Origin of the sequence: Pseudofrankia coriaricola, assembly GCF_032027725.1 — a bacterium.
Lineage (GTDB): Bacteria > Actinomycetota > Actinomycetes > Frankiales > Frankiaceae > Pseudofrankia.
The window spans coordinates 1-20,945 of the sequence record NZ_JASNFO010000142.1; the positions used below are offsets into that span (position 1 = coordinate 1).

A 20,945-nucleotide genomic window follows, 5' to 3' on the forward strand; every position below is an offset into this window, starting at 1 on the left:
ACTCCGCTCCGCGACCATCGCGATCAACGGCGCCGCCCAGACCTTCCCACCCGAACTCGACCCCGAACGGAGAACCCTGCTCGACGCCCTCACGGGCAAGGCACTAACCAAATGACCGAACTCAGGACCTCGGTCGTCCACCACGACGGCGCCGGGGTGCTCGCGGACCTGCCGAGCCCGTTCATCGCGACCCGCTACCACTCGCTCGCGGTGGAGGAGTCGACCCTGCCGGCGGAGATCGAGGTCACCGCCCGGACGGAGAGCGGCGTCGTGATGGCCATGCGGCACCGGACGCTGCCGATCGAGGGCGTGCAGTTCCACCCCGAGTCGGTGCTCACCCAGGGCGGCCACCTGATGCTCGCCCGCTGGCTCGAGTCCTGCGGTGACGGCGGTGCCGCCCGCCGGCTGGCGCCCGGGCTGTCCACCGAGGTCGAGACCCTGCGCCAGGCCGCCTTCGCCTGAACCTGGCAGACATGATCGCGGTTTCAGCCCTCAGGTGGTTGTAATCACCGCCGTTCACGACCATCAGAGGACGCTACCGGCGATCACGCCAACGGACTGATCTGGCGGTCACGGCACTACTCGGGCAGCGGGGTGGCGTAGCGCGCGCTGGGCAGGCTCGCGGCCGGGAAGGTGGCGTTCGTGACCATCTCGACGTCGTAGCCGAGGCCATAAGCGGCGACGTACTGGCGGTACAGCGCCACGTCGGGATCGTCCTCAAGGGCGGTGCCGAGGCGGTTCTGATCGCCGATCGCCGAGATCACAAACGGCGGGGCGTAGACGCCGTCCTCCAGCCGCAGTGTGTTCCCGACGCACCGGACCGCGGTGCGCGCGGTCACCCGTATCCCCATGATCGTCATGGCCCGTGCCCCGCCGGCCCAGAGCGCGTTGACGACCGCCTGCACATCCTGCTGGTGCACGACGAGGTCGTCCGCGACGGGCGGTCGCAACCCGGGCTGCCATGGCCCGGCGCGCCGCTCCCGCGGGGTGTCATCCAGCGTCACGGTCACCGCCGCTCCGTGAGTCTCGGCGAGGCCCGCCTGTTCCAGCGCACCGGCTGGAGGTGCCTGCGCGGCCCTGGTAGGAGCGGCGGTGGCGGGCGGCGTGCCCGGGCCGTCCGCGCGTAGCTGGGCGAGCCGCCCGCGCGCCCGGTCGACACCCGCCCGGTCGGCGGCGACGACGTCGGCGAGACCGGCCCCGTAGGAGCGCCGATCGCCACGGACGGACGCGCTCCCGCCGTCCTCGCCCGCGGTCACCCCGGCGAGCGCGACGACGAGACCGGTGAGCCCGGCGCCAAGCACCCCCGCCAGCCGGCGCCGTGGGGAGGCACCCAGCGGGTGTAGCCGGTCCACCCGCCGCGCCGTCCACCGCACACGCGTCACCCTCCTACGGTGAGGACAGTCGCGTCCATCTTGCCGGCCCGCACGGAGCGTCCTTCCCGCGCTGGTCGCCAAGCCCTTTCCGGCCTGGTCGACTCCGGCCTGTCCGGCCTGGTCGACGCCTTGTCCCCGACCGAGTGGTTCGCGGCACCCCGGGTTCCCCCCGGCGGACCCGGTGAGAGCCCCGGACTGGCTGCCTCGCGATGCCGACACCGAAGGCGCCGATAGCGGCCAAGCCCTTACATAGCGAGTCGGTGGGGGTGGGAGGGTAGCCTTCTCGCAGTGTTTGTGTAGCCCCCGACGAGGAGAATCTTCCGTGCCCGAGTCGCGACGTCGCAAGCCGAAGAAGTCCACCTCGGCCCGTCCCACCACGACCGTCGCCGCGAAGCGCCGGGCGCCCTCGCCACGCTGGTTCGGCGGTATGATCCTGGCGTTCTTCCTGATCGGGATCGCCTACCTGCTGACGTACTACTTCTCCAACGGCGGCGTCCTGGGGATGGAGTCGCTGGGTGGGTGGAACATCCTGATCGGATTCGGTTTTGTGGTAATTGGCCTGGGCGTGGCCACCCAGTGGCACTAGTCGCCATCGCGCGACACCAGGAAACGTCCGGCGCCGCGGCCCGGCTGGTCGTGGCGCCCCCGGCGAAGTTGCACGGCTGAGATTTATCCACAACCGTTGTCCACATGTGTGGATAGAGGTCCACCATAACGACGGAACACAAAGTAGTGGCCTAGCTACCCAATGTGGTCACGTCCGAACGCCTCAGCCGATCCCGACGCTCGCGTCGGTACCCTCACGGCCCCAAACACCGTGCACGCCAAGAGCCCAGGCCCGGGGCGGCCGAGCGCGAGCGCGCGGGAGGCGTCAGAGCACGGACGCGGGGGTCGTGCCGGGAGCGATCGCGGCGAGGATCCTGGCCACCGTCTCGTCCGGGTCCTCGACGCCGATGATGAGGCGCTCGAACTCGCTGCCGGGGGCGAGCACGACGACGACCGCCGGCCGGCCGCGGTAGATGGCGACGAAGTCCTTGCCGCCGCGATGGCGCCAGGTGCCGATCGCTATCACCGCGGGCACCCCCGTCCCCGGGGCGCGGATGCCGCGCAGCTCGCCGAACGGGTGCGGCGAGACGCGCACGTCGGCGATCTCCCCGAGGGCCGCCGACACGTCCCCGCGCAGCGCGGCGAGCCGCTCCTTCTGACTGAGAACGACCTCGACCCGGCCGCCCGCGACCTCCACCTTCGCCACGCGTCCATGCTAGAAGCAGCGCGGCCATACGCAGTAATCGACGCGTCTGCGCGTTATGCCGGTTCGGGCCACCCGGCTGCCGCGGCACAGCCTCGGGTCGGGTCGGACGGGGTTCGGGTCGGGTCGGACGGGGTTGGGCGGGAAGGTTGCTTGCTGGTTCGCTCCGTCCGGGCACGGCCCTCCGGCAGCCCGCTCGCCTGGCGGCTCGCGGGCTACCTCCGCGCCGTGTCCTCCTGCGCTCACGGGCGCTGCGGCGACCTCGCTGCGGCCCCCCCTACATCGCTTCGCTCGTAGGAGGGCCTCCGCGAGGCGCGCCTCCGCGCCCAGCACGGTCACCCGCCGCTGAACGTCACGTCCGAAGCAGACCCATCCGTAGCGCCACTTCGCTTCGCTCGTAGAGACGTCCCGGAGCCCCGCCCACGAGCGCAGCGAAGTGGCCCCGCCCGGTGCGCGGCTTCGGCTTGGTGACGTACGACGGCACGCAACCGAGCTGGGCGCGGAGGCGCACCTCGCGGAGGCCCGGCCCACGAGCGAAGCGACGTGGGCCGGGCCGCAGCGAGGTCGCCGGAGCGCCCGTGAGCGGAGGAGGACACGGCGCGGAGGTCCCTTGGGAGCGAAGCGAGTAAGGGGCCGTAGCGCCGTGCCCGCACGGAGCGAACCAGCAACAACCTTCCCGACCGGCCCGAGACTCGTTCCAGAGCGAACCAGAAACAACCTTCCCGCCCAACCCCGGCTGACTCCGACCCCGACCCATCTCCGCCAACCAACTCGACGGGAAGCGAAGCGAGTACGGGGCCGGAGCGCGCCGCCCGCACGGAGCGAACCAGCAAGCAACCTTCCGGACGGAGCGAACCAGAAATTAGGTGGAGGGCGACGGTCGGGCGTAGGCTTCGGCGTCCTCGGCGCGAATGACGTACATCACCGCGGTGATCAGCGCAAGGTGGGTGAACGCCTGCGGGAAGTTGCCCAGATGGCGCCCGGTCGCCGGGTCGACCTCCTCGGCGAACAGGTCCAGCGGGCTCGCCATGGACAGCAGGCGCTCGCACAGCTGCCGGGCGCGGTGCAGCTCGCCGATCTCCACCATCGCGGACACCAGCCAGAACGAGCAGATCAGGAATGCGCCCTCCTCGCCGCCCACGCCGTCGTCGGTCTCGTCCGTGCGGTAACGCAGCACGAGGCCGTCGACGGTCAGCTCGTCGGCGATCGCCAGCACCGTCGCCTTCACCCGGTCGTCGGAGGCGGGCAGGAAGCCGAGCAGCGGCACGAGCAGGGCGGACGCGTCCAGCGACGTCGACCCGTAGTACTGGGTGAACACGCCGCGCTCGTCGACACCGTGCGCGCAGACGTCGGCGTGGATCTCCTCGGCGATGGTCTTCCAGCGGGCCGCGGACTTCAGGTCGCCGCGCATCTGCGCGAGCCGGCGGCCCCGGTCGAGCGCGACCCAGCACATCACCTTCGATGTGGTGAAGTGTCTGGGCTCGCCGCGCACCTCCCAGATGCCGCGGTCCGGTTCCCGCCAGTGGGTGGCCGCGGACTCGACGAGCCGGGCGAGCACCGGCCACAGCCGCTCCGAAAGGTAGTCACGCGACTTGGTGTGCAGGTAGACCGAGTCGAGCACGGTGCCCCACACATCGTGCTGGCGTTGCTTGTAGGCGTCGTTGCCGACGCGGACAGGGGTGGCCCCGTCGTAGCCGGACAGGTGCCCGAGCACCTGCTCCTGCAGGTCGGACTCGCCGCCGACCCGGTACATCACCTGGATGTCGCCGTTCTCCTCGCAGACGTCGGCGATGAACGAGAAGAAGTCGTTCGCCTCGTAGTCGAGCCCGAGCGTGTACAGGCCCCACAGCGCGAACGTCGAGTCGCGGATCCAGCTGTACCGGTAGTCCCAGTTGCGCTGGCCCCGGGGAGTCTCGGGCAGCGAGGTGGTCGCGGCCGCCAGCAGCGCGCCGGTGGGGGCGTAGGTGAGGCCCTTGAGGGCGAGCGCGCTGCGCTGCAGGTGCCGCCGCCAGGGATGGTCGGGGAACATGCCGCGCGAGAGCCACTGCCGCCAGAACTCGGTGGTGGACTCGACGGCCGCCATGGCCTGCGCGTAGGTCGCGGGCAGCATCGGCTCCTGCGCCCGCCAGGTGAGCGCCACGAACGCCGTGTCGCCCTCCTTGAGGGTGGTGCGCACCAGCGCGCGGCGGCCGTCGAAGCCGAGCCGCAGGTCGGTGCGCAGCCGCAGCGTGAGGCCGGTGTGGGCGTTGGAGATGACCCCGGACGCGTAGCCCTCGCCCTCGTACTCCCAGGACTCGGGCTGGCGGCCGTAGTCGAAGTTCGGCTCGCAGACGAGGCTCAGATCGACCTCGCCATGCTCGCAGCGCGCCGTGCGCAGCAGCACGTGCTCGGCATCCCAGTCCATCGGGGTGCGCCGGAGGGTCTTGGACCGGGCCGCGGTGCGGTGCCAGCGGCCGACGACCAGGCAGTCGGTGACGATCAGCCAGCCGTTCGGCGTCTGCCAGGTCGTCTCCATGACGTTGGTCCCCGGCAGGTAACGCCGGCCAGCCGGAATCATGATCCGTTCGGGGCCGAACCGAAATCCGCCGGCCGAGCGGTCCAGGATCGAGCCGAACACGCTGGGGGCGTCCGGCCGCGGCACGCACATCCACTCGACGTTGCCGCTGGGGGCCACCAGGCAGGACGTCTCGCAGTCCGACAGGAACGCGTACTCGGCGATCGGCGGGAATGGGCTGCCCCCGAGCCGACGTGTCGGTGAGTGTGCCACCGCGACCACCCCGTCTTTCCGCGGCCCGCGGGGACGCCGGGAAGAACCCTGTGCCTCGCGTGGCCCGCCCACTGCCTAATCCGTCGCCGGTCCTCGCGGCCCGTCACCCACCGGGGCCTCACCAGCCCCAGAACCATCGCTCATTGTATCGACCACGAGAGCGCATGGTAATCATGTGGACCGTGGCTGTGGATGGCTCCCGCGACCCGGGCGATTCCGGACGACTTTGCGGAGAAAACTGGCATCCAGGTCGGGGGTAAGCCCTTATTCACGGCGGCGCGACACACGGATAATCTGTCCCCGCGCACGGTGAGGGACCGCATGCTCGGCCGCACCCGATGGGTCGGCCTCCGCAGAGGTAGCAGGAATGCCAGCATCACGCTCATTCCCGCCCAGGCATGCGGTCAGCGGCTGGCTCCGCCCGCGGCTATCACTGGCTGTGCGTCCGCAGTCCCGGCGACGTTCGGACCCGTGCCCCGAACGCCGCCGGTCCGTGTCCGGTTCCGCCCTCGGGCCCTCGGCCTGCTGGTCGGGCCGCTGTCCGGGGTTCGTCCCGTGGCCCGCGTGCCCGTCGTCGGCGACCGGAGGATCCGACCACGGCGTCCACCGCCCCGGCCGGTGGTCGCCGACTCGCAGGTAGTGAAAGGTGACGACATGACGTCCACCGGGCCCATGCTCGCCAGAAGGCACGGCGGCAGCATGCCCATAGCCGCGTCGCTCCCCGCGCGCTCCAGCGGCCGGGAGCGTGGCCTGGGCGACGGCCCAGTCCGCGCGACCCAGCCAGCGCGTCAGGGGGACTTCCCGGCCGTCGGCCCGCTCAGGTCCGGCGGCGCGTCGCGGACGGTCGAACCCCGCGGCCCGGCCGGCCCGCTCCGGGTCTCGAACATCATCGATGCCTCCGGCCCGTTCTGGCAGCGCGGGCAGGACGAGCCGATGAGGCCCGTCGGACCGGTGCGCCCGGTCGAGCAGACCGGCCCGGACGGCGCCCTCACCGTCCCGATCCCACCCGAGTTCCACCCCGAGGGAGACCTGAACGAGCTCCCCACCCCGGCTGGCATCTACGACGCGCTGCTCGGCGGCACATCCCATCGCCGGGCGGACCGGCGGTGGGCGCTGCGGATCCTGCTGGAATGGCCGGAGGCGCCGGCCGCCGCGCGCGCGTCCAAGGAGTTTCTCGTCCGGGCTGTGCGGTTCGCCGCCCGCAACGGGGTGAACCAGTTCCTCGCCCTCGGCTGCGGCATGCAGACCGCCGACCCGGTCCACGAGATCGCCTGCTCGGTCGCGCCGGAAAGCCAGACGGTCTACGTCGATCCGAGCCCGCTGACGGTGATCCGCGCGACGCGCGACGTGCCGACGGAGCAGGCCGCCGTCGTGCGGGCCGACATCGCGCACCCGGCGGAGGTCCTGGCGCACCCGGGCGTGCGCGCCCGGCTGAACGTCACCCGGCCGCTCGCCCTCGTCGCCGTGCCCGGGATGCCACAGATCGCCGACCACGAGGACCCGCGCGGCATGCTGCTCGGCTACCGGGAGGCCACCGCCCGGGGCAGCCTGCTGATCTTCTCCCAGCTCTGCGACGAGACCTCCGCGCGCGGGCTGCGAGGGGTGCTCACGCGGGCCGGCCTGCCTGGCTGTCCTCGGCCGCACGCGCAGACCGTCGACCTGGTCAGTACCTGGGAGCCGATCGAGCCGGGCCTGGTCCCGGCCGAGGAGTGGCACGCGCCGGATGAGCGCTCACGCCCCCACTTCGGCCGGCTTCCCGTCTACGCCTCGATCGGCTGGCACTGACGTCCATCACCGGTCGGCCGAAGATCAGCTACCGGTGATGGATGTCAGGCTCTGGGAGTTCAGGACCGCGGCGGCCAGCAGCACGGCCACGACGGCGCCGGTGCCGAGCGCCTGCAGAACGACGCGGCGCGCCGGGACGTAGGCGTAGAGCAGGCCCAGCAGCAGTCCGGTGCCGAGGCCGCCGAGATGTCCCCACTTGTCGATGCCGGAGATCGTGAACGTGATCACCAGGTTGATCCCGACGACGATGAGGATCTGGTTGGTGTTCAGCCGCAGCCGACGCGCGATCAGGTAGTAGGCGGCGAAGAACCCGAAGATCGCCGTGGACGCGCCGTACGAGAACGTCTGCTCGCCGGACATCAGGTAGCTGAACGTGTTACCACCGATAGCGCAGGCGAAGAACAGCGCCAGGTACCGCGCCCGGCCGAGGACCGTCTCGAGCTGCATTCCAAGCAGGAACAGCGCGTACATGTTGAACAGGATGTGCAGGACGCTGCCGTGCAGGAACGCGGCGGTGATCAGGCGCCAGTACTCGTGGTTCTCGGCAATTTTGAAGCCGATCAGCGAGTAGTCGACGGTGAACTGGTTGGCCCGGCTGGTGCCCGTCAGCCCTGGCAAGCCCTGCAGCACGTACGCGACGAGACACAGACCGATCAGGATCTTCGTGACCAGACCCGGCGACGCCTGGGCGCGGCCGCCGAGGTCGGTGCGCGGCGCCTGCTTCGCCGAGCCTTCCTCCTCCGGGCAGTGGAAGCCGACCGAGGCCGGGCGCATGCAGTCCGGGCAGATCGGACGCCCGCAGCGCTGGCAGAAGACGTACGCCTCCCGCTGTGGGTGGCGGTAGCAGCGCGCCTGCTGCCCGGACAGTTCGGGGCCTGATCCCTGGCCGGGGCCACCCTCGCCGGTGGGCCGCGCGTCCTGGCCGGCTCCCCACACCTCGGCACCGTCAACCCGCGGCGCGCTCCAGGACACCTGGGGAGGCTGGGTCGCGGGTGGCGCCGCCCAGCCGGGATGCCCCGGCGGCGGGGCGCCCGGTTGCCCGGCACCGTCCGCCGGGGGGACCTGCCGGCCGGGGTCGGCCGAGACGTCCCGCCCGGGTGACACGGTCGGGGAGGCCTGCGCGGACGCGGCCCCTGCCGACGACTCCCCCACGGTCGGACGAGCCCAAGGGGAGTGCTCGCCGCCCGCGGGCGGCGCGCCCTGCCCGGGCCCCGCGTCGCCGGCGCCCGATGCCGCCAGCCCCGAGCCGGTCGCCGGCTCGGGCTCGGTGCCCTGCGCGGTCACCACGCCACCCCCTCCGGGCCAGCCGGCCCGCGGTCCTGTCCGTCCGAGTCCTTCGGCCTGTCCATGCTGTCCTGCTCGAGCCTCCAGTCGCGCGAGGCCCGGTCATCGTCACGCTGCCTTCGGCGACGTCGACGAATGCCTCCGGCCGAGGTCGGCACCAGGGAGGCGTGGGCATGGTCACGGCCACGCCTCCCAGGCGGTACGGCCAGCTAGACGGGGCGGCGCTCGACGGCGATCTCCTCGATCACCACGTCGGTGCGCGGCCGGTCCTGCTGCCCGGTCGGGGCCTTGACGATCGCGTCGACGACGTCGGTGCCCCGGGTGACCTCGCCGAAGATGGTGTGCTTGCGGTTCAACCAGTCGGTCGGGGCGACGGTGATGAAGAACTGCGAGCCGTTCGTGCCGGGGCCGGCGTTCGCCATGGCCAGCAGGTACGGCCGGTTGAACGACAGGTCCGGGTGGAACTCGTCGGCGAACTTGTAGCCCGGGCCGCCGCGGCCGCTGCCCAGCGGGTCGCCGCCCTGGATCATGAAGTTCGGGATGACACGGTGGAAGATCGTGCCGCTGTAGAGCGGGGTGCCGGTCTTCTTCGCACCGGTGGTCGGGTCGGTCCACTCCTGGTCGCCGGTGGCGAGACCGACGAAGTTGCGGACCGTCTTCGGAGCGTGATCCGGGAACAGCCGGATCTCGATGTCGCCCTGAGTCGTCCGCAGCGTCGCGTACAGCTCCTCGGCCATGTGTCTCTCTTCTCTTCGTGTCCGCGGGCCGCCTGACCCGCGTCGGATTGGCGTCACCGGCCGCATACCCATCCGGAAGACGACTGCGCGCCGCGCGGCGTTCCGGCGGCGCATGACGCTCTTCCCTCAGGACTGCGGCTCCCTTGTGTCGGCTCGGCTCGGCCGAGCGCTGGGCCCGGCAGCGAGGCTCGCCCGCCGGCGAAGCTCGCGGGCTCGAGGCAGGCTGACCAGACATCAGCGGACCCGCCGGCCCGACCTCGCCCCGGCACGGCCGCCCCGAACCGGCCGCACTGACGACGATCGTATGTGCCGCTCGCGCACCTCGGTGCGACAGCAGGAAGGCACCAAGCGCCCGACATCCCATGGGCCATGGCGTCAAGCCGCCGGTGGTCGCGATGTCGTTCTGGCGACCAATACGCGCAACCAAGCCACCGACGGTGACGGCGCATCAGCGCAGCACCAACCAGCCACCTCGTCGCCGCCGCTGGTCGCCACGTCGTTCTGGCGACCAATACGCGCAACCAAGCCACCGATGGCGACGGCGCATCAGCGCAGCACCAACCAGCCACCTCGTCTGCCCATCCCCAGCGCGACCACCGCCATATGCCAGTACCCGGTACCACGCGGGGAGGGCGCCCAGCGCCCGACACGCGGCGAGCGCGCCCAGCGCCTCGCCGCGACAGGAGCAGGCAGAGGCGCGAGAGTGCTACCAGCACTACACAGAGTGAAGGTGATGTTTGGCGGCGGTCGGGGGATATCCCCGGGGCAGACATCGCTGGCCCCGGGTTCTGGCCACCGTGCCGGCCCGCTCGATCCGTCACGCGGACCGGCGGAGGCCAGGCGGCGGGCAGACGGGGCCAGCTCGTCCCACCACGCCAAGAGGCAACGCCAGGAGAGGGAGACCGATGGGTAGCAGTTTGCGGAACCGGCTCTCGCGCGTCACCGGGGCGGCGCCGAGCGACACGAGGCGAGGCCGGGACGCACGCGGCCAGGAGCGCGGCGGCGTCAGGCGCCGCCTGCGCCCCGGCGGCATGGTCGAGCAGCGATCCGGCCGCGGCCACGAGGGCGGCGGGCCCATCTCGGGCCTGCTCGGCACGTCGCAGTTGTTCGGCGGTGCCGGCTCGGGCGCTCCCGGCCACGCGGGGATCCGCGCGGCCTTCGGCGACGGCGGGCAGGAGTGGCAGGCCGGCCTCCAGACGGCCGCGCGAGGCGCCGCGGGCAGGGCTGGCTCGGCGGTCACCGGCGCGGCGGGACTGGCGGCCCGCGCCAGCCAGTCGGCGGCCTCCGCGACCCGGGACGCCAGCAGCACCCTGGCCCACCGGATGTCCGACGCCTCCAGCCGCATGTCGGAGCGGTCCGACCGGATGTCGGAGCGTTCCGACGCCGACCTGGGCTGGGCGGCGAGCAGGATCGGCGAGCGGCCGAGGCGCGAGCGTGGGCGGGCCTGGGACGAGCGGCGCGACCGGCCGTCGTGGGAAACACCCGGCCAGCGGCCGTGGGGCGAGCCGGACGGCGGGGGACGGACGGGCCGCACGGCCCACGTGGGGCGGCGGCGGGCAACGACGGCGCCCGGCGAGGAGATCGCCGGCCGCGTCGAGGAACGGACCGGTCGCCTGCCTGGGCGCGGCCAGCCGTGGGGCGAGGAGGGCCGCCAGGAGCGGTTCTCGGGGGAAGGGGGCCAGCGCCGGGAGCAGCCCAGCGGGCGCGGCCGGGGCGCGGGCCGGCGCGGGGAGCGGGGCGAGCAAGCCCGCTCTGGCGACCTCGCGTTGCGGGAGCGGGGCGGCGAGCCGTCGCGGTGGGCCATTCCGGAGGGGCTTTCCTGGGAGGAGATCAGCGGCGGGCAGGACCGGGTGCGCGGCGTGTCCAAGCGGCACCAGCGGCGGATCGAGAAGGCCCAGTCCGCGGCCGACGACCTCACCCAGCGTGCCTACGAGGCCAGCGAGCGGGCCATGCGGCACAGCCACTCGCGCCGCGCGCGCCGGTCGGAGCGCAAGACGACGGTGCAGGCCGACCGCGCCCAGCGCCTGCTGGAGCAGCACCTCACCCGCGCCGAGCGCCGGATGGCCCAGTCGCACCAGCGCCGTCGGCGTGGGGTGGGCCTGCTGCTCCTGGCGGGAGCGGGGGCCGGCGCCGCCGTGGCCGCCCGCCGGTACCTGGGACAGCAGGGAACCGGCCAGCCGGCCATGCCGCTCGAGGAGCAGGCCGGTCAGCGGCCGATGCCGACGGCCCCTGGCGGGTTCCCGGGCACCGACCGGCTGTCGGAGCGGATGGCGAGCGAGGCCACCTCCGGCCGGGTCGAGGAGATGCCCGGCGTCGACACGATGAGTGACCCCTCGGCGCCCCGTCGCTTCTAAGACTGGGGCGCGGAGCCCTCCAGCCATCGGACGCTCCGTCCTACCGGCTAAGTGGATGGGAGGGGACCCGCGCGGGCGACGCCGCGCCGGGCCCCGCAGCCCCCGGCGGCCCACGTCCGCGCGCCTTGGTGTTGGGGGGGGCCCCGCCGGGGGCGCCCCCGCGCGGCTCCCCTCTGCCACCTGCGGCCAACGTCAGCGCCTTTCGGCCTCCGGGACGCGGGTAACGACCGGCAGGCCGCCAATCCGGTAGGCGGCGGGGGCGAATGTCGGGACGGCGGGACGACGCGGCGTCACCGGGTCGATCCGGCGGTATGGGGCGCCCAACGGGGGACGTGGGTCGGAGTCGCCCTTGTTCGGCCAGAAGGACATCGCGCGCTCCGCCTGCGCGGTGATGGTCAGCGACGGGTTCACCCCCAGGTTCGCGCAGACCGCGGCGCCGTCCGCGACGTGCAGCCCGGGGTGCCCGAACACTCGTTGGTAGGCATCGACGACCCCATGCTCGGGGCTCTCCCCGATCGGCGCCCCGCCCAGGATGTGCGCCGTCAGCGGGATGTTCGCGACCTCGGTGATCGAGCCGGCCGGATGCCCGCCAATCCTGGCGGCGATCCGCCTGGTCGCGTCGTTGCCCGCTGGGATCCAGGTCGGGTTCGGCTCACCGTGGCCCTGGCGGCTGGTCAGCCAGCTCGTCCCGAACGGGCCGCGCCGGCGGCGCACGACCAGCGAGTTGTCCTGGGACTGCATCACCAGGACGATCATCGTCCGCTCCGACCATCGCCACGGCAGGCCGGCCGCGACGGCCAGGTGCGGCCGGCGCAGGCAGGCACCGAGGAACCGTGCCCACCGCGGCAGCCGCCCGCCGCCGTCGGTCATAGGGGAGGCAAGCGGCGCGAGGAGGTTGCTCCCGCGGCCGTAGCGGACCGGCTCGACGTGGGTGTGCGGATTCGGGTAGAAGCTCGACGTGATCGCGACGCCACGGGTGATCCGCTCGTCGGGGCGCGTCTTCACCGCCCCGAGGATGGCCTCCGAGTTCGTCCTGGTCAGGTGGCCGAGGCGTTCGGACAGGCCGGGCAGCTGACCGCCCGCCCGCATCGCGTGCAGCAGCTGCTGGGTGCCGAGCGCGCCGGCGGCGAACACCACCTGCCCGGCTCGCCAGCGGTGCTGGCGCCTCCGAGCCCTCGCCCGGCCCCACGGAGTGACCGCCGGCCAGGCGCCGGTCGGCTCGCCGACGACCTCGTAGCCGCCGCCCGGCAGCGGCGTCACCGAGCGGATGGTGGTGTCGGCGACGATCGTGACGCCAAGCCGCTCCGCCAGGTACAGGTAGTTGCGGTCGAGAGTGTTCTTGGCGTCGTGCCGGCAGCCACTCATACATTCGCCGCACTGCAGGCAGCCCACCCGCCGCGGGCCCGCCCCGCCGAAGTACGGGTCCTCGGCGGGCTCGCCCGGCGCCGGCCGCCCCTCGGGTCCGAAGTACACGCCGACGTCGGCCAGCTGGAACGTGTCGCCGACGCCCATCTCCTCGGCGACCGTCTGGAACACCTTGTCGGCGTAGGTGGCCGTCGGGTTGTGGACGACGCCGAGCATCCGCTCGGCCTGGTCGTAGTACGGCGCGAGCTCGGCCCGCCAGTCGGCCAGGCCGGCCCATTGCGGGTCGGCGTAGAACGGCTCCAGCGGGCGGTACAGCGTGTTCGCGTAGACCATCGAGCCACCGCCGACGGCGGCCCCCGAGAGCACCAGCACCCTGCCAAGCAGAGTGATCTTCTGGATGCCGTGACAGCCAAGCCATGGCATCCAGAGATAGCGACGAATGTCCATGCTGGTCCGGGGCAGCGTCGCGACCGCGCCACCGCGAGAACGCTCTTCCTTCGGCGCGCCGGAGGCCTCCGGCGGTGCCTGGCCGAAGGCGCCGCGAGAATGCTCCTCCCTCGCGGCGCCGGAGGCCTCCGGTGGTGCGCTGTAACGGCGGCCGGCCTCGACGACCGTCACTCGATAGCCCTTCTCGGCCAGCCGCAGCGCGGTGACGCTGCCGCCGAACCCGCTCCCGATGACCAGGACGTCCACATCGAGACCGCCGGCCCCGTCAAGCTCGGTATCTGAGCTGGTGTTGCCCATGGCTCCATCATCCCGCCCGCCCTGGTATCCGGCAGGCGGGCGGGCCGTCGGGTCAGGAGGCGCGAGCTCGGGCGAGCAGGGCCGCCTGCTCGGCGCCGACGGCGGCGGCCCGCTCGATCTCGGCCAGGCCGGGCGGCGCGGACGCTGACCCGTCCCCGTCGGCGCCGGACGGGCCGGACGCGGCACGTGGCTCGGATTCGGCCGTGCGCCAGGACCGGCAGGCGCCACAGGGACATTCGTCGCTGGTCCTCGGCAAGTGCTTCAGCCGCCAGGTGAGGCCGTCGGCGGGGCTGTCGGAACCGACCTTCACCCCGCCGACCACCAGGTGGACGAGGTGGGTGGCGAGTGTGGGCGGCGACCAGCCGCCTTCGTTGAGGATGTCGGTGAGCTGGCCTACGCAGTCGGCAAAGACCTCCGGTTCACAGCGCATCGCGCTGGCCAGGGTGCCGACCAACTGCGCCGCCGCCTCGGCCACAGGATCGCGCGGCGCCTGGATCACCGGCTCCGCGGGTACGGGCGGCTCCCCCGGCGCGGGTGGGTCCGAGGGTGACGCGGTTGCCGGCTTCGTGTCCACTGAGGGCGGCCCGCCCGCGCGCTCGCCGGCGGAGGGCGGCGAACCTCCGGCCACCGACCCGGATGAGATGCCACTGGGCACCACGTCCGCGGGGACAACACCCCCGGACGCGACGCTCTCGGGCATGACGTCCCCAGGCCCCGCATACCCGGCGTTCGTGGGCGGGGCATCCAGGCCCGCGGCATCCCGGGCCGCCGAACCCCCGCCATGGCCGGCACCAGACGACGCGGTGGGCCCGGCGGGCGCCACGGGCGCCACGGGCCCGGCGGGCGCCATGGGCCCGGCGGCCGAGGCGGGCCACGTCGGCCTGGGGGCGACGGGCAGCGTGGGCAACGGCGACCAGCGCGGCGCCGCACGGCGGCCGACGGTGCCGGTCAGCAGGCTGAACGGGTCGGGCAGGACGTTTGGCGGCAGCGCATCCACGTCCTCGGTGAACTCCATGCGGGAGCCCGGGGCGCTCGGCCGCGCGCCGAGGCGCATCAGCGTGCCGGCGATCCTGGCCCGCCCTCGCTCCCCCGGAGCCGGCCGCGCCGGCCGCGCCCGCCCGCCCGCCCGGCGGCGCAGGTGTCCGCCGGCGGTGACCGCGGCGCCGGCGCCGGCGCCGGCCGCGGTGGGCGCCAGCTCGGCGTCGGCCGCGGCAATCGCTGCCACCCCGTCGGGCGCCTCCTGACGGGCCGCGCCGACGCGGGTCGGGCCGTCCGCCGCGTCCTCGGTGGCGCCGACGGCCGCGAGCCGGCCGTACGCCGGTTCCGCCGGGTCCGCGGTGGCGGCCGGGGCGCCCGTGGCCGCCATGACGTCAGCGGCATCGTGGGCCTTGGCCTGCTCGGATGGCGTGGCCAGCCCTACTCCGGCGGACCGGGCGACGTCCCGCGGCAGCGTCAGCACGAACCGCGCCGGACGGCCGGCGGCGGGCCGGCCCACCGAGGTGAGCCAGCCCAGCTTGCGCAACTGCGCGAGCTGACGCTGGACGTGGGTCCGGCTGTACTTGGTCTGCGTCACCAGCACCCGCAGGCCGGGCGCGCAGACGGCGGAGCCCGCCGGCAGCTCCGGATCGGCCCCGCTGGCCGGTTCGACGTGACTCGCCAGGATGAGCGCGACCAGCTTGGCCGCGGGCGGGAGCCCCGCCTGCGCGACGGCACGCTGCCAGCCCACGTTGTCGGCGACGATCGCGCTGGTGGACGGCGTGGAGACCAGGACGAGGACTCCGGGAAGCGGGAGCTGACGCATCGGGTCGGTTACCACGGAGCCTCGCCTCCTTCCTGCGCGCTGAGCTGCTGGCCGCGTGGCGGGTGGACATCAGGCCTGCGAGCCTGGGAACGGCCGGGCCAAGGGACTCTGGGTCGGTTCGGGTCGGTGTCGGGCGTCGGCGGTCTGTGCGACGCGCTGGCTGGCTATGCCGGTTGAGGAACGTTACCCCGCGCTGGCGGGGCGGTAAGAGGAGCGCGGCCAAGGGGCACACATAACGGCAACATGCCTGCGCGAGCGCGCAGAGAGCGCTTGACCAGCGCTTATGCACGTCCGCGATGCGCTTGCGACGGGTCCAGTCGACAGCCAGTCCGCCCCCGGCCCGACGAGAACCGACGCCGGGAAACACCGGCCCACCGACAGCCCACCCGGCCGCAACCGTCTACCTACGACGGCCCCGCGGCCTTCGACCGCACGCGGGCCGGTGAGCGGCCAGACCGTCGAGCCGCGACGACGGCGAAGCCGGAAACCGCCGGAAGGTGTCAGAGGTCCCCGGTAGCGTCGAGACATGTCCGCCGAGCAGGCCGGCCAGGCCGGCGAGGGCCCAGCCGTCGCGAGCACGGTGGACGCGGGTGATGTCTCACCACCGGCCGACCGCGTCGACGTCGCCGCCCTCGCCCGTGTGCTGGTGGCGGCTCCTCTCGAGCGGCACTGGCTCGACCGGACATCCTGGGTGGACATCGGTCGTGGCTGGCTGCCAGGCGCGGACGAGCTCTACCAGCGGGTCCGTGACGCCACGCAGTGGCGGGCCGGCGCGATGTGGCGCTACGAGAAATACGTGGTCCCGCCACGGCTGAGTGCCTGGTACGACGCGGGCCGGCCGCCGCCCGTCCCCGAGCTGACGGCCGCGCATGCGGCGTTGCGGCGCCGCTACGGCATCGAGTTCGACGGCTACGGCATGTCCTACTACCGCGACGGCGCGGACTCGGTGGCGGTACACCGCGACAAGGAGCTGCGGTGGCTCGACGACACCGTGATCGCGATCCTCACGCTGGGGGCCCGCCGGCCGTGGACCGTGAAGCCGGTGCGGCTCGCCCCAGGCCGCCGCATCCTGAACGACCCGAGCGACGCCACCGGCCTGCTCGATCTCGCGCCAGGCTCGGGCGACCTGCTCGTGCTGGGCGGGCGCGCCCAGGCGGACTGGCTGCACGGCGTGCCCAAGGTCGCCGGCCACGTCAGCGGCCGGATCTCGGTGCAGTGGCGATGGACGTCCCGTACCGGCAAGCCACTGCAGGGCGCCGGCTACGCGGCCGCCCGACACTTCGGCCGCTGAGCGGGACGCGCGACGAACCATAGGTGAACCATAGGTGAGCGGTAGGCGAGCGGTAGATGAGCGCTCGACCTTCGGTGGGGCGAGCGGTGATCGAGATGGCCGGCGAGCGCGCGGCGCGCGCGCGGCGCGCGCGCGCCGCGACGCGGCCGCACCATCGCGACCGCAACCAGCGGACGTATATGCCCAACGGGCATACGCGAGTCGTGCTCACGGGCCCACGACGGGGCGTGGCGGACCACCTGAGGTGGGTTCCCAGCAACATCCAGTCGGCACAACTCGCCCTGAGCGAGCTGCCAAGCCCTGACCCCAACCTCAACCGCCGGCCGGAGCAGCCCTAGGCGGCTCGCGTCAGGACGTCGGGGTCAGGGTGACTGCCCGGAGGCACGAGCGCAGCTCGTCCCAGCGGTACCAGCGGGCCAGTTCCTCGCCGGGGCTGCTCCACGGGTTGCGCAGCAGCAGCCGTCCACCCGCGACGTCCGCGGCCAGAACCGTGTAGGCGTGCTGGCCCACAAGACCAGCCGCCGACCCGGCCGCCGGCTCGTCCGCCACACCCGGGCGGGTGGAGACCGTGATCACGTCGCCCGCGGCCAGCCGCGACGCGACACCCGCGACGCTGATGGAGCCCGGCGGCACCGCGCGATGTGGGTGTCCGGTGAGGTCGGTTGCGGCCGCGCCGGGATCGCCGCCGTTGATCGCATCGTAGCCGCCGTAGAGCCGTGCGTAGGCCTTCTCGTAGACGGCGGCCCACAGCTCCGGCCGCCCGGCGAGGTCGAACGCGGCCATCGTGGGCACCGGCCGCGCGCCGCCGGCCCCGCCGCCTCCCGCTCCGCCCGCGGCGTCGCCGGTGGGCAGGCCGGGCAGCGCGCGCGTCACGGTGACCGGAAAGGGCCGGCCGTCGCGGTAGAAGGTGACGGTGAGCGTGCCGTTCGGGTTCTCCCGGATCCCCTCGACAAGCAGATCGGGGCGCTGTCTGGCCAGACCGATCAGCACCGCGGCGAGGTAGCAGTCACCGAGGCCGCCCTGGCCGACATCGGAGGTGCTGACGCCGTCTCGGACGACCGGGTCGGCCCGGTTCGCCTCATCCACGTCCACGCCGTCGGAGCTCGGAGTTCCGGTTCCAGGAGGTGCCGGTTCGAGGACGGGCAGCAGGCGGACGAGCTCGGTGAGCATGGCGGCCGGCGCGCTCGCGAGCAGGAGGTCCGGCACCGCGGCCAGGGCCTCGAGCTCGTCGTCCGAGCCTGCCGCCACGTGCCGCAGCAGGCGGGCGAGCGCCCCCGTCAGCACCTGTAGCGGCTGGCCGCGCAGCCGGCTGACCACCGCCTCGCGGGCGGCCGGCGGCAGCGCTGCCAGCCGCCGGCCGACCTCCCGCATGTCCGCGGCGGACAGCGCGCCGGGGTCGGTCCCGACCAGCGCGACGAGCCCGGCGGCGGCCGTCCTGATCCAGCCGAGGCTCGGCGGCGGAGCGTCGTCGAACCAGGCGCGCGGGTCGATCAGCACGCCGCCGGCCCGCACCGCCTCCTCGGCCGCCACGAAGTGAGCCGTCCGACGCTCGATCGCCGCCGCGAGATCTGGCCCGCCGACCGCGACGGCGTGCGCGCCCAGCCGGAGCACGTCGGTCGTCGTGGGCAGGCCGGCCAGCCGGAAGGTGCCCGGCGGACTCGCGGACACGGCGGCGCCGAGTGCCTGGGCGAGGCCGCCGCCCGTCGCCGCGGCCGCCGCGCCGAGAACGGCGACGACCGTGTCCAGGGCTGTCTCGTCCGTTCGCCCGACGGCGGTGGCTAGCCCGACCGCGGCGGTGCCCGCGGCGCGTAGCCTGCCGGCCAGCGCGCCGAGCAGGCCGGGGTCAAAGGAGACCGGACCGCCTCCACCCAGGTCGCCACCGTGGGCGCCGCCGTCCACGCCGCGGCCGGCGGGGCCCACACCGGCCCAGACGTCCACCGCCCAGGCGTCGCCCGAGGGTGAGGGGCGGCTGCCCTGCCAGCCGCCAGCACCCAGCGGCCCGGCGAGGAACGGGTCCGCCGAGCCCGTCCCGGTGCCGGTGGCCAGCTCACGCAGCAGTGCCGTGTCGGGAATGTCCCAGCCGGGAGGCATCTCCGGCAGGCGTGGCACGAGCCCTACGTGCGGAGCCCCCGGCGGGCCGGCCCCGTCGCCCGCGCCGCCCTCCCCCGCCGCGCCGCCGGCTCCCACGGCGGTGGGCCCAACCGCGGCGGCGGCCTCGAACGCGTCGGCGGCCCTGATGTACCAGCGGGCGCGGGCGGCCATCGCCTCGACACCGCCGCCCAGCGCCCGCAGCCAGCCGTCGACCCGTGCCGTCGCGCGCCGCTGCCACGGCGACGACCAGGTCTCGGGGGTGTCCAGGCTCAGCACGGGGTCGAGCAGGCCGGAAGCTGTCGCGGCGAGCCCACGCAGCTCGAGCGCGGCGGCCCGCAGCTCGGCGGCCGCGCTCCCGAGCGCGGCCGGAGCCCGCCGTTCCAGGGCACTCCCGTATCCGGAAGGCATCGCGTCACCGACCTCCTGGCGGCCGCGCGGCCATGGCCGCCGGCGCGCGGCCCGCGCCACCGGCGCTACGCCGACGGCGACGCCCACGCATCGCGCCGGTCGGAGCAGGCCGCACGGAAGGATCATGCTGCGCCGATCGAGGTCAGGCTAGGACACGGCGGAGGTGATGTCGCGGGGCTACATGATCGCGGTCGGGTCGGATCACAGGCTCGAGAGGGCGAACTGCGCTAGCTTGGGCGAGGTGCCCGTTGCCCGGCGACGGCCCATTCCGGCCGGCGGGGCGAGCCCGGCGGGGCCGGTACGGGAGAACACCGAGGCGGGCCGTGCGGCCCCTACGCCCGGACACCGTGGAAGGAGCCCAACGTGCCCGAGGCCGTCATCGTCGCCACCGGCCGGTCCCCGATCGGCCGCGCCTACAAGGGATCGCTCAAGGATCTACGGCCGGACGACCTGGCCGCGACCGTCGTGCGGGCTGTCCTCGACAAGCTGCCCGAACTCGATCCCACGACGATCGACGACCTGATGCTCGGCTGCGCGCAGCCGGCCGGTGAGCAGGGCTTCAACATGGCGCGCGCGGTCGCGGTCGAGCTCGGCATGGACTTCCTGCCCGGTACCACGGTGAACCGTTACTGCTCCTCGTCGCTGCAGACCACCCGGATGGCCTTCCACGCGATCAGGGCTGGTGAGGGCGACGTCTTCATCTCGGCCGGCGTCGAGATGGTCAGCCGGTTCGTGAAGGGCAGCGCCGACGGCCTGCCCGACACCCACAACCCGCTCTACGCCGACGCCGAGGCCCGCACCAAGGCCCGGGCCGAAGCCAGCGCCCCGGTCTGGACCGACCCGCACGCCGACGGGCTACTGCCCGACATCTACATCGCGATGGGCCAGACGGCCGAGAACGTCGTCCAGCACACCGGGCTCACCCGGGCCGACCAGGACGAGTTCGCGCTGCGCTCCCAGCAGAACGCGGCCAAGGCCATCGCGGACGGGTTCTTCGAGCGGGAGATCATCCCGGTCACCCTGCCGGACGGCACGGTCGTCCGGGCGGACGACGGCCCGCGGCCGAGCACCACCCTCGAGGCGCTCGCCGGCCTGAAGCCGGTGTTCCGCCCGGACGGCACGGTGACCGCCGGCAACGCCTGCCCGCTCAACGACGGCGCCGCCGCGGTGGTCATCATGAGTGACACCAGGGCCCGCGAGCTGGGCCTGACCCCGCTGGCCCGGATCGTGGCGACCGGCGTGACCGGCCTGTCGCCGGAGATCATGGGCCTTGGGCCGATCGAGGCGGTGCGGCAGGTGCTCGGCCGCGCCGGCATGACGATCGACGACATCGACCTCGTCGAGATCAACGAGGCGTTCGCCGCCCAGGTCGTGCCGTCGGCGCGCGAGCTCGGCATCGACTTCGACAAGCTCAACGTGCACGGCGGCGCCATCGCGCTGGGCCACCCGTTCGGCATGACCGGCGCCCGCATCCTGACCACGCTGCTCAACGGCCTGCGCACCAGGGACAAGACCATCGGCCTCGAGACCATGTGCGTTGGCGGTGGCCAGGGCATGGCCATGGTCATCGAGCGGCTCAACTAACTGGTTCGCTCCGTGCGGGCGGCGCGCTCCGGCCCCGTACTCGCTTCGCTCCCACGGGACCTCCGCGCGCCGTCCTCCTCCGCTCACGGGCGCTACGGCGACCTCCGCTGCG

General features: G+C 73.6%; 13 protein-coding genes and 1 pseudogene. 6 read left to right on the forward strand and 8 right to left on the reverse strand.

The annotated features are described in order from the left end of the window. Positions 1–123: 123 nt before the first annotated feature. A pseudogene (locus QOZ89_RS44835) lies at positions 124–462 on the forward strand (glutamine amidotransferase-related protein); the annotation flags it as partial. 116 nt (positions 463–578) lie between these two features. On the opposite strand, the gene QOZ89_RS44840 reads toward QOZ89_RS44835, so the two are convergent. Then, positions 579–1,373, reverse strand: coding sequence for a DUF881 domain-containing protein (locus tag QOZ89_RS44840; RefSeq protein ID WP_312630204.1), 795 nt, complete (start codon positions 1,371–1,373; stop codon positions 579–581). Positions 1,374–1,695: 322 nt separating this feature from the next. Here QOZ89_RS44840 and QOZ89_RS44845 point away from each other — a divergent pair, with 322 nt between their 5' ends. Continuing rightward, positions 1,696–1,959: a cell division protein CrgA gene (locus tag QOZ89_RS44845; RefSeq protein ID WP_071053310.1), complete on the forward strand. Its 264-nt coding sequence runs from the start codon at positions 1,696–1,698 to the stop codon at positions 1,957–1,959. Between the two features lie 285 nt (positions 1,960–2,244). Here QOZ89_RS44845 and QOZ89_RS44850 read toward each other — a convergent pair whose 3' ends face one another. Together QOZ89_RS44850 and QOZ89_RS44855 are read right to left on the reverse strand one after the other, a co-directional pair. Further along, complete coding sequence (locus tag QOZ89_RS44850) at positions 2,245–2,625, reverse strand: hypothetical protein (protein ID WP_071053311.1); 381 nt, start codon at positions 2,623–2,625, stop codon at positions 2,245–2,247. Positions 2,626–3,484: 859 nt separating this feature from the next. Next, positions 3,485–5,389, reverse strand: coding sequence for a glycoside hydrolase family 15 protein (locus QOZ89_RS44855; protein WP_071053433.1), 1,905 nt, complete (start codon positions 5,387–5,389; stop codon positions 3,485–3,487). Between the two features lie 654 nt (positions 5,390–6,043). Here QOZ89_RS44855 and QOZ89_RS44860 point away from each other — a divergent pair. Beyond that, positions 6,044–7,174 (forward strand): SAM-dependent methyltransferase, encoded by a 1,131-nt coding sequence (locus QOZ89_RS44860; protein WP_071053434.1) that lies wholly within the window; start codon positions 6,044–6,046, stop codon positions 7,172–7,174. Positions 7,175–7,198: 24 nt separating this feature from the next. Here QOZ89_RS44860 and QOZ89_RS44865 read toward each other — a convergent pair whose 3' ends face one another. Both QOZ89_RS44865 and QOZ89_RS44870 read right to left on the reverse strand, forming a co-directional pair. Then, entirely contained in the window at positions 7,199–8,458 is a 1,260-nt protein-coding gene (locus QOZ89_RS44865; protein WP_083419878.1) for a rhomboid family intramembrane serine protease, read from the reverse strand. A 209-nt stretch (positions 8,459–8,667) separates the two neighbouring features. Further along, complete coding sequence (locus QOZ89_RS44870) at positions 8,668–9,195, reverse strand: peptidylprolyl isomerase (protein WP_071053312.1); 528 nt, start codon at positions 9,193–9,195, stop codon at positions 8,668–8,670. A gap of 905 nt (positions 9,196–10,100) precedes the next feature. On the opposite strand from QOZ89_RS44870, the gene QOZ89_RS44875 reads away from it, so the two are divergent. Beyond that, positions 10,101–11,549 (forward strand): hypothetical protein, encoded by a 1,449-nt coding sequence (locus QOZ89_RS44875; protein ID WP_071053313.1) that lies wholly within the window; start codon positions 10,101–10,103, stop codon positions 11,547–11,549. Positions 11,550–11,741: 192 nt separating this feature from the next. Here QOZ89_RS44875 and QOZ89_RS44880 read toward each other — a convergent pair whose 3' ends face one another. Both QOZ89_RS44880 and QOZ89_RS44885 read right to left on the reverse strand, forming a co-directional pair. Further along, positions 11,742–13,658, reverse strand: coding sequence for an FAD-dependent oxidoreductase (locus QOZ89_RS44880; RefSeq protein ID WP_312630205.1), 1,917 nt, complete (start codon positions 13,656–13,658; stop codon positions 11,742–11,744). A gap of 52 nt (positions 13,659–13,710) precedes the next feature. Next, complete coding sequence (locus QOZ89_RS44885; RefSeq protein ID WP_312630206.1) at positions 13,711–15,474, reverse strand: hypothetical protein; 1,764 nt, start codon at positions 15,472–15,474, stop codon at positions 13,711–13,713. Positions 15,475–15,985: 511 nt separating this feature from the next. Between QOZ89_RS44885 and QOZ89_RS44890 the strand changes: the two genes are divergently transcribed. Next, positions 15,986–16,750 (forward strand): alpha-ketoglutarate-dependent dioxygenase AlkB, encoded by a 765-nt coding sequence (locus tag QOZ89_RS44890; RefSeq protein WP_083419836.1) that lies wholly within the window; start codon positions 15,986–15,988, stop codon positions 16,748–16,750. A 348-nt stretch (positions 16,751–17,098) separates the two neighbouring features. Here QOZ89_RS44890 and QOZ89_RS44895 read toward each other — a convergent pair whose 3' ends face one another. Beyond that, positions 17,099–19,249: a C2 family cysteine protease gene (locus tag QOZ89_RS44895; RefSeq protein WP_312630207.1), complete on the reverse strand. Its 2,151-nt coding sequence runs from the start codon at positions 19,247–19,249 to the stop codon at positions 17,099–17,101. A 363-nt stretch (positions 19,250–19,612) separates the two neighbouring features. Here QOZ89_RS44895 and QOZ89_RS44900 point away from each other — a divergent pair, with 363 nt between their 5' ends. Continuing rightward, the gene (locus QOZ89_RS44900) at positions 19,613–20,833 is read left to right on the forward strand and encodes an acetyl-CoA C-acetyltransferase (RefSeq protein ID WP_071053317.1); all 1,221 of its coding nucleotides are present in this window, start codon (positions 19,613–19,615) and stop codon (positions 20,831–20,833) included. The last annotated feature ends 112 nt before the right edge of the window (positions 20,834–20,945 follow it).

Excerpts from the sequence above, each read along its gene's own strand:
- QOZ89_RS44860 (WP_071053434.1), top strand. The coding sequence starts at position 6,044 with ATGACGTCCACCGGGCCCATGCTCGCCAGAAGGCACGGCGGCAGCATG.
- QOZ89_RS44870 (WP_071053312.1), bottom strand. The coding sequence starts at position 9,195 with ATGGCCGAGGAGCTGTACGCGACGCTGCGGACGACTCAGGGCGACATC.
- QOZ89_RS44875 (WP_071053313.1), top strand. The coding sequence starts at position 10,101 with ATGGGTAGCAGTTTGCGGAACCGGCTCTCGCGCGTCACCGGGGCGGCG.
- QOZ89_RS44880 (WP_312630205.1), bottom strand. The coding sequence starts at position 13,658 with ATGGGCAACACCAGCTCAGATACCGAGCTTGACGGGGCCGGCGGTCTC.
- QOZ89_RS44890 (WP_083419836.1), top strand. The coding sequence starts at position 15,986 with ATGTCCGCCGAGCAGGCCGGCCAGGCCGGCGAGGGCCCAGCCGTCGCG.
- QOZ89_RS44895 (WP_312630207.1), bottom strand. The coding sequence starts at position 19,249 with ATGCCTTCCGGATACGGGAGTGCCCTGGAACGGCGGGCTCCGGCCGCG.